Genomic DNA, 13112 nt, shown 5'->3' with positions numbered 1-13112 from the left:
TTATACCCGCTTACAACCCGTTATAATCTTCGCATGGATTCAGCCACCGCCGCGCGCTTGATTCAACTCAACAAGGATTTTTACACTCGCTTCGGCGATTCGTTTTCCGCCACCCGCCATCGGATTCAACCCGGCGCGCGTCGAGTGCTTGAAACGCTGAAAGGGGACGAATCTATTTTGGATCTGGGATGCGGCAACGGAGAATTCGCCCGCGAACTGGCGAAGCGCGGACACCGCGGCGCGTATCTCGGCGCCGACTTCAGCCTGCCCCTCCTGCGTGAGGCGGAGTCTCAGCCTGAGGGATTCTCTGCCAGGTTCGTGGAAGTTGATCTTACGGAGTTATCAGTGAACAGTAATCAGTTAGCAGTGACTGATCACTGGTCACTGATCACTGCCTTTGCTGTTTTACATCATATCCCCTCGATCGAACTGCGGCTAAACATCCTCCGAACTGTTCGTCAACTTCTCAAGCCTGATGGATTGTTTATCCATTCCAACTGGCAGTTCCTCAACAGCGAAAAGCTGAAAGGGAGGATCAAGGCTTGGGAGGGCGTATCAGTTACCCAGTCCGAAGTGGATGCGGGCGATTATCTGCTCGACTGGCGGAGCGGGGGAGAGGGTCTGCGTTACGTCCATCACTTCAGCGAATCGGAGTTGGGAGAGTTGGCAGACGCGGCGGGCTTTCGGGTGGTGGAAACATTCTCATCCGATGGCGAAACGGGGAATTTGGGGTTGTATCAGGTGTGGAAGATTTCTGTGTAACGCAAGATTTATCTTGCGCGTGCTTGTTCCCCTTTGCCGCGTAAGCGCAAAGTGAACTTTGCGGCACAATGTAAGAATCTTCATCTTTGCCATATCTAACAAATGTTCTAATTTGACCGTCCCGCAGGTTTTTGGCATAAATTTGATTGCGGAGTGAAACCTGCGGGACGTTACCTACGGAGAATGCTATGGCGCTCGAAATTCTTGAACGGATCGAAACCAGCCTGGTCGAAAAGCGGCAAGCGGTGACGGAGTTCCTTGAAACGGCTTCGGATGCCGAGAGGGAGGTCTGCCTGTATGAGGACGATCATTGCGTGCAGGATCATTTGCATGTGATCGAATCAAGCCTCGAGAAGTTTGAAAACCACACGCTCGGGGTGTGCGAAATTTGTCATGGCTACGTGGAGCCGAGCCGACTCGCGATGGATTACACCGCGTCTATTTGCTTGGACCATTATTCCGAAGCCGAGATGCGGCGGCTGGAATCGGAGTTGGAGTTGTCGCAGATCGTCCAGCGCGCGTTGTTGCCCCAAAACGCGCCGGTCATCTCAGGCGTGGAAGTCGCCGCGTTCAGCCGTCCTGCCGATATCATCGGCGGCGATTATTTCGACTTTTTCCATTTCCGCGACGGCGCTCATGGGTTGGTGATCGCCGACGTGAGCGGGCACGGCGTTTCGGCAGGGATGCTGATGAGCAGTTTGCAAACCGCCCTGCGGACGATGGCTCCCGACACCGATTCGCCCGCCGAGATATTGGAACGCATCAATCGCTTTTACATCCACAACGTCAACTTCACTACGTTCGTCACGGTCTTTCTCGCGCGCTTCGATCCTGTCAGCCTTGAGTTGACGTACGTGAACGCCGGACATAATCCGCCGGCAGTTCATCGCGGCGGGAGCAATGAAATCCTTTGGTTGAAACCAACCGCGCCCGCGATCGGCTTGGCGGAATTTTTCCGTCCGCGCATTGAATCGGTGAAGCTTTCAAAAGGCGATTCGCTTCTGCTCTACACCGACGGCGTGACCGAAGTTGTGGACACGACTGGAAATGAGCAATTTGGCCATAGCCGCCTTGCCGACCTGCTTGCGCAACACGCGCATTTGGCTGCGCCTGATATTCTTCAAACTGTATATCGAGGAGCAAGCGCGTTTGGAAATCACAGATCGCTGGCAGACGATGTGACGATGGTGGCTTTGAAGGTTTCGAGTTAACATAAAGAACTCGGAGGTCTGGTAGACCTCCGAGTTCTTTATGTGATGATATGATTTGGGTTGGCAATGTACTGCCACCAGTTATGGCTGATCCCGTTTCGACGCCCCAGCGTTTTGGGGAAGTGACTCATCCACCACAGGTGGTGTTTGCGCGTGTCGCCGGAGCCCCAGTCGGCGGCGGTGACTTGACGAGTGATCCCCTTGAAGTTGGGGAAGTTGTAGAGCCAGTCATCGCATTCGCTGACGACAACCGAGGGGTTATTCCAATCGTAGTCGCTGGCGCTGTTCGGCGCGAAGTGAACGTTGCCCAGCGCGGCTTGTCCTTTATGAGTGCGGTCATAGCGGATGAAACGCTTCCAGTAATTTTCCTCCCCCTTGATATCTTCAAAAACCTTCTGCATGATGGATTCGGCGCGGTGACCCATATTCTCCAGCATTTCACCCACGCCGCGCTCGTAGGAAAACCCCATAATGACGAAGCGTCGTTTGGAGGCTTCGGTGTTCTGAAGCGGAGGCGCGTTGCACCAAAATGCGCCGGGTCCGCCCATGATGGATTCGTAAAAGCCCGCATCGGGAAAGTTGAAGATCCACACTTCGTCAATTTCATCGCGCGCCACGCGCTTCAAGATGTCAAATTGTTTGATGATGGCGTGATAATCCGCCTCTTGTGGCATGTAGGGCGGCATGGCGCCGCGCCGCACATCGAGGTAGGTTTCCGCGTCGTACACGTAGCCATCCACTTTGGCGGGGAAGGCGTCCACGTCGATGCGTTGGGTGATCTGGTAGCGGAGGAGTTCGCCGCTGGCTTGCAGGATATCAGACATAAATCCTACGGCGAGGTCTTCGACCTTATTCCAGCGCATTTGTTCCGACAATTTTTTGCCGGTCGCTTGATCTACCACCGGGTCGTAGACGATGACCAGGGTGCGGAGGATCGTCTGAATGGGCGGCTCGGTCGAGGAGTCTGAAGCAGGCATCGCTGGGGCGGGAGGCGATTTTCGTCGGAAGAGGGAAAAGGGACTCATGTCGGAAGTCTACGTTTGCAAAGAAGCGGTTTACAAATCTACAAATCTACTTATCTACTTATCTGCTGATCTACTTATCTACTTTCTTCTTGCCTCACGGCAAATTCGTTGCAAAATATACCTGGTTGCCGATCGAGAAGTACAACACGTAGTTCGGGCTGACCGCCATGGCGCCCACCGCGCCGGGTTGGAAGGGGTTGGCGTCTCCGGCGAAGCCGGTCAGTTGGTTTTGCAGTTCGATCGAGCGCGGTGTGAAGCGGAATACTTTTTGGTTTTCAGAATCCAGCAGGAGCATAATGACATTGGGAGGCGAGGTGAGGAGCATTTGCGTGAAGTGCGCTTGCGCGAAAATGTTGATATCTTGATGCGCGGGGTAGGAGTCAAGGAAGTTGATCGGGTCGATACATTTGGTTTGCGTTTCGGTGATGCGGCTAAACGTGCATGTGGAGAGGTGCCCATCGGCGTGGAGCAGGTACAGATCGTCTCCGCTCACTGCCAGGTCGATTGCCGAGTCTATGGTGTTGGGGATCTGGTTGCCGAAATAGAAATACGGCGTGTCGGTGAAGGTGCTATCTTTGCCGGCAAAAACCCACACCGAGCGCGAGGTGGCGTCGAGCACGTACAAATTTCCGTTATCGAGGGCGAACGAGGTGATGCGCCCCCAATTGGTGTTTGGCAGGGAGGGGAGTGGAATTGCCTGCGGCACTTGCCCGGGCGAGCAATACAATAGATTTCCGTTGGCGTCGATGCCAAGCACGGTCGCGTTGACGAGGTTGACCTTGGGCAGGGCAAGCACATCCACAAGCGTGCCCACTTGATAACCGGCGTACGTACCGGGTTCACACCTGAAAGTCAAATCTAATTCAAGGCTTCGTCCGGTGAATGTGGCGTGCAGAATCTTCCCGTTTTCAGCGTCGAGCATGTACAGGTCGCTTTCGCTTGCCGCCATGCGGCTGATCTGCGCGACGCCGGTCAACCCGTTCGTAAAGGCTGGGACGAATTCAAGTCGCTGGACGCCCATGATCGTATCCAGGTTGTTTTGCGCTTCGGCTTGCAACAAATTCGATTCATCGGTTTCACGGTAACTTTCGGCTTTGTCGATCGAGGCGGCGACATTTTCCCACGCCATGCGCTGGCGGATCGGGTCTGTTTCGCTGACGGCTTGCGCGCGCGCATTGAGCGCCTGCTTGTAATATTCGTCATATTGCACGCTTTGACCGAAGCGCAAATAGACGACCACCGCCATCGTGCCGACTAACAGCGGGACGATCAGCGCGATGAAGATTTGGATGTGCTGAGGCACGAACGACATTTGTTGTTGCGCCGCTTCTCCCGCAGGGACATCTGTATTCTCACCCCCGGGCAATAGCCGCGGGAGGAAGCGCGCGAAGAACGACTTCACGCCCTCGTTTGCCCGCCGCGCGATCTGAATTCCGCCGACCATCACTTTCGCTATTTGCCGCGTCGCTTCGGCGTGGGCATTGGCGTTGGTCTCCGCTTTGGAACGCTCGAACAACCCGCCGAATAACGGTGTTGGGGTTTGCTCGATGATCTCTTCTATTTCTTCCCGCTCATCGATTGCGTCAATGTTTTCTTCTTTGGCGATAGATTCGACAATCCCGGCTGGCTCAACGTTAACCGGCTCCGGCATGGGTTCGTCGGGTTTGCGCCGTGGAATGGAAGATGGAAATCCGCGCGGGACGTCGGATGCGACTGGCGGCGGGAGGGGTGGAAGGTCTTCCAGCGGTTGCGGAGGGATGGCATACGCCGAAGGTTGAAGCATGTGCGCGCCGAAGTCTGCTAGGCGGTCGAGTTCCTCTTCGGTAATGACCGGGCGTTCTTCCGCGAGAGGATGATCGTTGAGTTGAGAATCGACGCTTGAAGATTGGTTGTTTTTCGTCGACGGCGGTTCGTTGTGTAGATCTACTTGAAAACTTTGCGGCGATTCAATGAGGATATCATCAACGACCTCCTTCTTGCGCGCTTCCTCATTCTCCTGCAGTTCAAAAGGTTGGGGATGCGAATCCGTTTCAGGAGGCGAGGCAGATTCACTTGCGGAGGGAGACGGCATACCCACATCTGCGCGCAGGATGGTGATGACGCCCGTTCCCGTTTTCGGGTGAACGAGAGCCGCGTTCAAGTCGCCTTTGGCAAACGTTAACTTGCGGTATGCCGCATCCAGCGACGAGAGCGGGCGCTCGCCTAACAGGTCGTCTTCCCAGTCTCTTGGGAATTTTCCGCACAACACAAGCAGATCGTTGTGATGCAGATCGACTTGCGCAAGATACGCTTGAATATTCTGACTCGACCCCAAGCCTTTGCCCGAAAGCGACGGTTCGTAGATGTGACGCGATCGTCCCTCGCTGACGCATACCGCGCGCGCAGGTCCGTTAAGCAAAAGCGTGCATTTCTCCTCGCGCGCAACCGCAATGACCAGGACCGCGTTGGCGTATTTCCCCTGCCCGCTTGTGGCAAAGTTGCGCTCGAGCATCGCCGCGTTGAGACTCTCTGCGGCTTTGCGCATGGCGCTGGTTTGCGCGCCGGGCGATTGATAGAACGCCGTCGCCGCTTGATGATGGAGCGCGTCGATTTCTTCGATCGAATACTCCGCAGTGCCCGAAAATGCGAGGTAGAGGATCAGGCTGTCTTTTTCGCGCCCGCGCGCCACGCGCCTCGGCGGCGTAAAATCGCGCAAGCCCGGCAAGCTCGCAAAGTTTTGACCGTTATGTCTGTGAATCGGGAGGATGTTGAGGTCGAAAGTTGTCACGGCGTAAGAATGTTCGGAAGATGGCTATCATTATACTGGTAAAATTTGGACAAATGCTGAAGGCGGAAGGACGAAGGATGAATTTTAAGTTACACGCGGGCTTTTCTGAAATTGAATCACAAACATGGAACGCGCTTGTCGAACAGAGCATCGCCGACACCCCGTTCTCGCGTTACGAATATCTCAGCGAATGGTGGAAGACCCTCGGCGGCGGCGAGTGGAAGCAAGCCGAATTGATTCTCGTCTCCGCCACAGAAAACGATCAACTCATCGGCATCGCCCCGCTCTTCATCGCTGACTATGAAAATCAACGCGCGCTTCTCCTCATCGGAAGCATCGAAGTTTCCGATTATTTGGATTTGATCGTGCGCAAAGGGGATCTGCCGCGCTTCCTTTCCGGCCTGCTGGACTTTCTCGCTTCACCCCACGGGGAGGCTTGGTCCGTCCTAGACTGGTACAACCTCCCCGACGATTCTCCCACCCTCGCCGCTCTCCAAGCGGAATCCGAATCACGCGGCTGGACGCATCATCAAGAAGTGTATCGTCCCACCCCGCGCATCGCATTGAACGGCTCCTTCGATGAATATCTCGAGGGCATTGACAAAAAGCAACGCCACGAGATGCGCCGCAAGATGCGCCGCGCCGCCGAAAGCGGACGCGTCAACTTTTATATTGTAGATAAAAACGCCGACATCGAACCTGAACTGGACTCATTCTTTCGTCTCATGGTGCAAGACCCCAACAAAGCGACCTTCCTGCATCCCGCCATGCGCGAACACATGACCGCCACCCTCCGCGCCGCGCACAATGGCGGATATCTCTGGCTCGCCTTCCTTGAAGTGGACGGCGTCAAAGCCGCATCCACTCTTTGCTTCGATTACAAGAATAAACTGTGGGGTTATAACTCCGGCGTGAGTTTCGACTTCAAAGAAGTGTCCCCCGGCTGGGTCATCATGGCATACGATATTCAATGGTGTTGCGACAACGGTCGCTACGAATTCGATTTCATGCGCGGCGATGAGGAATATAAATATCGGATGGGCGGCGTGAATCGATTCGTGATGAGGGCGAGGGCGGTCAGGTAAGCTGAATGGTTTTTGATCGGAACAAATCCTGAATTACGAACCCGCATAACGCGAACCCAAGCAGGGTAAATGGCATCTGCCATGCCATGGGGAAAAGAAACGTGTGAATGTACGAGGTGGGTTTGAAGATGATGTACCATGACAGCGGCGCAAGAATCGAGTACCAGGTTGTGATGATCAGCGCCATTCCTGTGGTTGAGAAACCCTTGTGAAGTGTTGTTTTGCGCTTGTACAAATACACCAGAGTGAACACTGCGAACACCGCGATCAATTGCCAGTAGACAATAGATGTGTTCCCAACAGAAAACGCTTGAGAGTTTAGATACTTCCCGATCACTTCCAAATGACTCGCCTTGAGGCTTTCGGCATACTGGCCGCGAAATTCATCGGGGTTTCCCGCCGCGCGCCGAATGAATGTATCTCTAACGTAATAGATTCCGCTCTTAAGACTCCTATCTGCCACAGTGATTTGTAAAATGAGCGTTCCGAGTCCAGCTATTGTTGCCAGCGTAAGACTGATGCCGAGCATAGTTGCTCGTTGGAGAAACGGTTTCAATTTCCATTTGTCTCGAATTGCGAAATAGACGAACGGCACGGTTGCCATGATCAACGCGGTTGTAATGATCTCGAACCCCGTGAATAGGATCTTGACCCAGATAGTGATGAAGACGACAAAATAAATTTTGAACGCGGGGTAATTATTCTTTTTTGAAGCGTCAGCCAGCAGACACATTCCGCATACGAATGGCAGGAAAAACGACCATAGATTCCAATAGAGACTGCCCGCTGGCAGGATCATCCACTGGGAAATGGCGGAAAAGATCAGCATCAAAATTGCCGCCATCCAACCGAACTCGACTGCAATTGCCGCGGCGATCAACGCGAGAACAACCGAAGAGATAAATGCAACTGTCCCTCTGAAGATTGCTAGATTAGTAGAAGCGGGGAAATTTGTCAGGCTATCAAACAGACCAAAAATAATTCCCTGAAACCCCGGATGAGATTTGTAAACCAAATACGATTGAATCGGCTGACCCGTCTCATATACTTCATATTGGAGATTCGCGATCTCTGCCCCGAATACCCACCCGTCTGGCGCATCAAGCAAGCCCAACAAGCCACCCGCCGAAAATAATCCATCCTGTTGCGATTTAGCCAATCGCGCGACAACTACGCGTTCAGAGGTCGTCTGCCAGCCGCGATAGTTGTATTCATGAACCATACCCCACCCATCGCCGTTGAAACTGGGAAAAAGGAAAAGTGTCCCGCCCAGCAAGAAAAATAGAAAAATGAGTTTATTGCTTATCATTCCCCATCCATTATATCGTGATGAATTAACTTATCCCTGATCCGAATTCGATTTCATGCTGTGATGAAGAATGCAAATATCGCATGGGCATGTGAATCGGTTTGTAATGAAGGCGGTCAAGCTAAAATTTCAATTTGAAAGTGTTTGGATCAAAGGCTTCGAAAATGCCTGCCTGGACCAGAAATCCAATTAAAAGAAGCATTCCGCATAACACGATGGAAATCCCCAAAAGAATCAATAAAATCATTCCGCTGGCTGGCGCGCTTTTGTTCAACACAGATTCTTGATGGTCTTCGGGGTTGTAATAGACAGTTACCCGCTCGTGTAATGGATATTTTTTGATGATCGACTTGGTATGGAGCAGCGACCCCGCATAAGGAGGATCGCCAATTTGAATTCTGGTTGACTCGTATTCAACGAGATTAACCTTATACCGATAACGAATAGCGGGGAAGTACATTGTCTCCTCCTCTCTTTTAACCTCGTTGATCCCCGAATCGATAATTTCTCCTGTAGTTTCGAGCCACTCCGCTCTTCCTTTCGCTTTCAAAAGTATGTTGCCGGTAAACACAAGGATACCTCCCCCGATCAAGAGGGTGAAGAGGGCGACAAGTAATTGACTAAAGTCCATGTTGCCTCCAAATAAATATCCGATAGTGATGAGCAATTGAAACAACGAATGGCAATGTAAGGATTACCCTACGATTCTTACACGATATTATCCTCCGCCGCTCACGCCTCCCACAATTCCACCCTCCGTCAACCTACGCAAATCACTCAACGCCGACTCGATCTCCTCAGGCTTCACAGGTCTATCCTCGTCGCGGTGTTTCAATGTGCCAGCCTTCGCTTTCTCGATAGCGAGTTCTTTGATCGAAGCATTCAACGACATCGCCTCTTTCACCAATGCCGCGCCTTGTGAATACCCGATGATGGGATTCAACGCGGTGACGATGATCGCGTTCTTCGCCAGCCAGCCCTCCGCTTTTTCACGGTTGGCGGTCACGCCTTTCACCGCGCGTTCGGTGAACGCGTTCACCGAGCCGATGACCACTTGCATCATCTCGAATAAATTGTGCGCGATGATCGGCATCATCACATTCAATTCGAGTTGTCCCGCCTGCGCCGCCATCGCCACGGTCGTGTCGCATCCCACCACATGGAACATCGCCTGATCCAACATCTCAGCCAGCACGGGATTCACTTTCCCCGGCATGATGGACGAACCCGGCTGAACGGCGGGTAATCTGATTTCATCGAACCCGGTTGAAGGTCCAGAGGATAAGAGGCGGAAGTCGTTGGCGATGCGGATCAAAGTCAAGGCGAGTGTCCGCAGGGACGATGAAAAGTCCGCCGCGTCCGCCATCGATTGCATGGATTCAAATAAATTATCGGATGTCTGCAACTCAAGCCCGGTGATCTCGGATAATTTCTTCACCATGCGCGCGTGATACTCGGGATGAGCGTTCAACCCGGATCCGACGGCTGTGCCGCCAATCCCCAGCCTGCGCAACCCCTCGGCAGACCGGCGCACCCGTTCCGCGTCGCGTTCGATGGCTTTGGCATAAGCGGAAAATTCCTGACCCAATCTCACCGGCACGGCATCCTGCAAATGCGTGCGACCCGATTTGACGACCGAATCAAACTCCTTCGCCTTCGCCTCCAACGCGGACTGTAAATTTTTCAACGCAGTCAACAATTCATCCACGCGCCACAACGCGCCCAATCGAATCGACGTGGGGATCGTATCGTTCGTGGACTGCGCCATGTTGACATGATCGTTCGGATGAACATAATACTTTCCAAGCTCGCCGCCGAGGATCTGCGTGGCGCGATTTGCAATGACCTCATTCGCGTTCATGTTATGACTCGTCCCCGCGCCCGCCTGAAATGGTTCGACGACGAATTGCGAATCCCATTTGCCGCCCATCACTTCGGTAGCGGCTTGCGCGACAGAGTCTGCCAACTGTTTCGCGGTGAACTTTTTTCCGTCCACTTCGCGGTCGTTGAATAATCCAAGTTCGAAATTCACCAACGCCGCCGCGCGTTTGACCGCCGCGATAGACCAGATGAACGCCCGCCACGGGCGCAGTCCGCTGATGGGGAAGTTCTCCACCGCGCGTTGGGTTTGCACGCCGTAGAGCGCGTCGGCTGGGACATTGAGTTCACCGAGCGAATCTTTTTCTTTGCGAAAATTGTTTGAAGACATTGTTAACCGCCAAATGAGATTTTTATCTATTTTACACCAATAGGTTCTTGACGCAGTTGTACTGCGTCAATGTAGGCGACAGTTCGATTTGCGAAGCAAATCGAACTGTCGCCTGAACTTTCGTGAAGTACTGATACTTTTCCTAGTACAATTACCCCATTCGTTTGGAGAACCATTGGATCAACTTCTTGAACTCTTCTGGATATTTCTCAAAGTAAACCTGCTTAGCACATCGGGTCCCGCCTCCGTTGGTTTGTTGTATCACGAGGTTGTCGGCAAGCTGGTCACGGAGGGACAATTTGTGCAGGCGGTGGGGTTATCGTCCGTGTTGCCGGGGAGCGACGCGCTTCAATTGGCGATGTATGTCGGCTATGCCGTGGCAGGCATTCCCGGTGGATTTGTCGCTCTGCTCGCATCCATTTTGCCGCCGACGCTCATCATCCTCGGTGTGACGATGATCCTGCACCGTCTGCGGCGCGAGGCGTGGTTGAGCAGTTTCATCGAGGGACTCACCCCCGCCATTTCGGTATTGATGCTCTTCGTGGCATGGAAAATTTTTGAAAAGGGCGGTTCCACCGGATGGGAAGGCTGGGCAATCGGCATCGTCAGTCTGATCGCCATGTTTCTTAACGCCCCCGCGCGTATTGTTGTCGTGCTGGCGGGTTTGATCGGGGTCTTTCTCTTGCGATGAACGAAACAAAAGTATCCGTCTGGCTTCGTTTGTTATGGATGTTCCTCAAGGTGAACGTGCTCTCGCCGTCCGGTCCCGCATCGGTGGGGTTTTTATACGAGGAAGCGGTGGGCAAGATCATGACCGAGGAGCGATTTGTCGAGGCGGTGGGTTTCTCGAATGTGTTGCCCGGTAGCGAGGCATTGAAACTTGCCATGTTCGTCGGTTTTGCCGCGGGGGGAATCCCCGGCATGTTTGCGGCTCTGCTCGGCGCGATCCTGCCGCCCACGGTGTTGATGTTGATCGTTGCATCGTTGTTACAGCGTTTTCAACAAGAGAGTTGGCTTGTTAGTTTTGTGGCAGGGATGAGTCCCGCTGTCGCCGCGTTGATCGTGGTGGTGGCGTGGGAATTGTTCCGCGCGGGTTCGAAGAAAAAAATAGACCGCCGCGTGATCCTGATCGCGCTTCTCAGCGCGATCGCATTCTGGTTTGAAATTCCATCGCCGTTCGTTTTGCTTGGGGCGGGCATCCTCGGCGTTATCCTGTTTGGCAGGCGAGGCTTCAAATGAAATCCGAATTTCTCATCGTAACGAACGGCTTCAAAGGGACATGGTCTGCCATTGAATATGGCGCGGCGCTCGCCTCATCCATGCGAATGAAGGCCACGCTTCTCGGCGTGACCGAGGAACTGAACCCTGCGGCGATAGACGATCATCATCCGCTGGAGGATATCTTCGCGCAAGCCGTGGAGTTGTTTCAAAGGTTGGGAGTGGAGTATACCCTTGAGATTCGTAACGGCGTATCCGAGCGCATCATCCCCCAGGTTGCTAACCGCGGAGATTTCATCACGGTGGTCAGCCCATTGGGAAGACCGCAACTCAAGCGCTGGCTCACGGGTCGCTCTATTCGATTGTTGATGGAGCAGATTCATAACCCGATCATGTACGTGCCGCAAGCGCGCTTGCCGGTGAAAAAATTATTGATCACCGTGGGCGGGCTGGGATATGGCGAAGCCGCGGAGAACATCGCTGTTCAAGTTGCGCAAGCCAACCATGCGGAGGTCACAATCCTGTATGTGGTTCCGCCCACCGATTTGGATTATCCCAGCACGCGCAATGTGCAAACGCATGTCAACGACCTGGCAGAAACCGACACCTTGCCGGGGCGCAGTCTCAAAAAAGCATTGGAGATCGCGCAAGGAGCGGGCTTAAACGCAACAGCCAAAGCGCGGCAGGGAATTATTGTGGAGGAAATTCTGGCTGAGATTAAAGAGGGCGCGTACGATCTTGTTTGCATGGGGTCGGCGTACAGCGCGAATACCTTGCGGCAATATTATGCCCCCAATGTTACCGCCGAGGTGGCAGACTCGTCGCCTTGTCCGGTATTAACCGCGCGGTTCACGCGGCGAACCTGATTTCTCGGCTCGTCGATGCGACTAGCGCAATCCCGGCGTGTATTTCTTTTCCCACTCGGCGATCGCGGCGCGAATCACCGCTTTCACTTCGGCGTCTGGCACTTCGTCCACCCCGGTATATTGCGAAGCGCCGACAGTGACGATCACCCCGCCTTCTGCGGATTGACTCATTGAAATGTCTCGGTCTGCCAGCGCCGACCCGGCAAGTTTTTCTTGCAATACAAGGTTGATCTGCCCAACGATGCTGGTCGGCGGCGGGGCGGGTTTCTTTTCCGCGGCAGGCTCGGCAGATTTCGCCGCGGGTTTGAAGGAAACCGGCGAAAGAGGAGTGGATGCCGGGTTGGTCGAAGCAGGCAGAGGCTGGGAGAGAGGCGGTTGAGGCGCAGGCGGAGTCGCCGCATAGTTCAATCGCTGGTCGTATTCAGGAGTGAGCGCGGGCGGGCTGTCGAACTCCCGCGTGAAATTTTCATTTTCCTTTTTGGGTTTCAAAACGGCGGGGTTATCTTCTACCGCAACAGGGGTCGGTTGGGTTTTTGCGGATTCTTGCTCTTCTTCACGCTGTCGTTTTTTATATCCCGTACTACGACCCTCGTAAAATCCGATGGTGTAGAAGACCAAAACGGCGATGATCCATCCAGCAATTGACCAGTTGATTTCCAT

Annotated in this window: 12 protein-coding genes; 6 read left to right on the top strand and 6 right to left on the bottom strand. The window is 53.7% G+C overall.

Translation table 11 applies throughout. The features are described from left to right. The first annotated feature begins 33 nt into the window (after positions 1–33). Together IPM31_15865 and IPM31_15860 are read left to right on the top strand one after the other, a co-directional pair. Positions 34–762, top strand: coding sequence for a class I SAM-dependent methyltransferase (locus tag IPM31_15865; GenBank protein ID MBK9008458.1), 729 nt, complete (start codon positions 34–36; stop codon positions 760–762). 188 nt (positions 763–950) lie between these two features. After that, on the top strand, positions 951–1973 hold the full coding sequence (locus tag IPM31_15860) for a SpoIIE family protein phosphatase (protein MBK9008457.1): 1023 nt from the start codon (positions 951–953) through the stop codon (positions 1971–1973). Between the two features lie 38 nt (positions 1974–2011). Here the strand turns inward: IPM31_15860 and IPM31_15855 are convergent, their stop codons facing one another. Together IPM31_15855 and IPM31_15850 are read right to left on the bottom strand one after the other, a co-directional pair. Continuing rightward, the gene (locus tag IPM31_15855; GenBank protein ID MBK9008456.1) at positions 2012–2998 is read right to left on the bottom strand and encodes a hypothetical protein; all 987 of its coding nucleotides are present in this window, start codon (positions 2996–2998) and stop codon (positions 2012–2014) included. Positions 2999–3092: 94 nt separating this feature from the next. After that, the gene (locus IPM31_15850; GenBank protein MBK9008455.1) at positions 3093–5765 is read right to left on the bottom strand and encodes a hypothetical protein; all 2673 of its coding nucleotides are present in this window, start codon (positions 5763–5765) and stop codon (positions 3093–3095) included. A gap of 20 nt (positions 5766–5785) precedes the next feature. On the opposite strand from IPM31_15850, the gene IPM31_15845 reads away from it, so the two are divergent. Beyond that, entirely contained in the window at positions 5786–6850 is a 1065-nt protein-coding gene (locus IPM31_15845; protein MBK9008454.1) for a GNAT family N-acetyltransferase, read from the top strand. On the opposite strand, the gene IPM31_15840 is transcribed toward IPM31_15845, so the two are convergent. The 3 genes from IPM31_15840 to IPM31_15830 form a co-directional block, all read right to left on the bottom strand. After that, positions 6843–8159 carry a hypothetical protein gene (locus tag IPM31_15840; protein ID MBK9008453.1) on the bottom strand — a complete coding sequence of 439 codons (1317 nt, stop codon included), beginning with the start codon at positions 8157–8159 and terminating at the stop codon, positions 6843–6845. The two genes, IPM31_15845 and IPM31_15840, sit on opposite strands and share 8 nt — an antisense overlap. Positions 8160–8280: 121 nt before the next feature. After that, positions 8281–8790, bottom strand: a complete 510-nt coding sequence (locus tag IPM31_15835) for a DUF3592 domain-containing protein (GenBank protein ID MBK9008452.1) — start codon at positions 8788–8790, stop codon at positions 8281–8283. A gap of 87 nt (positions 8791–8877) precedes the next feature. Beyond that, positions 8878–10368: an aspartate ammonia-lyase gene (locus tag IPM31_15830; protein MBK9008451.1), complete on the bottom strand. Its 1491-nt coding sequence runs from the start codon at positions 10366–10368 to the stop codon at positions 8878–8880. A gap of 175 nt (positions 10369–10543) precedes the next feature. Here IPM31_15830 and IPM31_15825 point away from each other — a divergent pair, with 175 nt between their 5' ends. The 3 genes from IPM31_15825 to IPM31_15815 are packed head-to-tail and all read left to right on the top strand — an operon-like array spanning position 10544 to position 12452. Beyond that, positions 10544–11059 carry a chromate transporter gene (locus IPM31_15825; GenBank protein ID MBK9008450.1) on the top strand — a complete coding sequence of 172 codons (516 nt, stop codon included), beginning with the start codon at positions 10544–10546 and terminating at the stop codon, positions 11057–11059. Further along, positions 11056–11607, top strand: a complete 552-nt coding sequence (locus IPM31_15820) for a chromate transporter (GenBank protein MBK9008449.1) — start codon at positions 11056–11058, stop codon at positions 11605–11607. The genes IPM31_15825 and IPM31_15820 overlap by 4 nt, the downstream gene beginning before the upstream one ends. Further along, positions 11604–12452: a universal stress protein gene (locus tag IPM31_15815; protein ID MBK9008448.1), complete on the top strand. Its 849-nt coding sequence runs from the start codon at positions 11604–11606 to the stop codon at positions 12450–12452. Before IPM31_15820 ends, IPM31_15815 begins: the two co-directional genes overlap by 4 nt. 21 nt (positions 12453–12473) lie before the next feature. On the opposite strand, the gene IPM31_15810 is transcribed toward IPM31_15815, so the two are convergent. After that, positions 12474–13112 carry a hypothetical protein gene (locus tag IPM31_15810; GenBank protein ID MBK9008447.1) on the bottom strand — a complete coding sequence of 213 codons (639 nt, stop codon included), beginning with the start codon at positions 13110–13112 and terminating at the stop codon, positions 12474–12476.

Origin of the sequence: Candidatus Defluviilinea gracilis (assembly GCA_016716235.1) — a bacterium.
Lineage (GTDB): Bacteria > Chloroflexota > Anaerolineae > Anaerolineales > Villigracilaceae > Defluviilinea > Defluviilinea gracilis.
Note: the sequence above shows the minus strand (reverse complement) of the source record. Positions and strands in the feature narration are given on the sequence as shown.

Coding starts and splice junctions, on each gene's coding strand:
- IPM31_15860 (MBK9008457.1), top strand. CDS start 951: ATGGCGCTCGAAATTCTTGAACGGATCGAAACCAGCCTGGTCGAAAAG.
- IPM31_15815 (MBK9008448.1), top strand. CDS start 11,604: ATGAAATCCGAATTTCTCATCGTAACGAACGGCTTCAAAGGGACATGG.
- IPM31_15845 (MBK9008454.1), top strand. CDS start 5,786: ATGGCTATCATTATACTGGTAAAATTTGGACAAATGCTGAAGGCGGAA.
- IPM31_15830 (MBK9008451.1), bottom strand. CDS start 10,368: ATGTCTTCAAACAATTTTCGCAAAGAAAAAGATTCGCTCGGTGAACTC.
- IPM31_15810 (MBK9008447.1), bottom strand. CDS start 13,112: ATGGAAATCAACTGGTCAATTGCTGGATGGATCATCGCCGTTTTGGTC.
- IPM31_15840 (MBK9008453.1), bottom strand. CDS start 8,159: ATGATAAGCAATAAACTCATTTTTCTATTTTTCTTGCTGGGCGGGACA.
- IPM31_15865 (MBK9008458.1), top strand. CDS start 34: ATGGATTCAGCCACCGCCGCGCGCTTGATTCAACTCAACAAGGATTTT.
- IPM31_15835 (MBK9008452.1), bottom strand. CDS start 8,790: ATGGACTTTAGTCAATTACTTGTCGCCCTCTTCACCCTCTTGATCGGG.
- IPM31_15820 (MBK9008449.1), top strand. CDS start 11,056: ATGAACGAAACAAAAGTATCCGTCTGGCTTCGTTTGTTATGGATGTTC.
- IPM31_15855 (MBK9008456.1), bottom strand. CDS start 2,998: ATGAGTCCCTTTTCCCTCTTCCGACGAAAATCGCCTCCCGCCCCAGCG.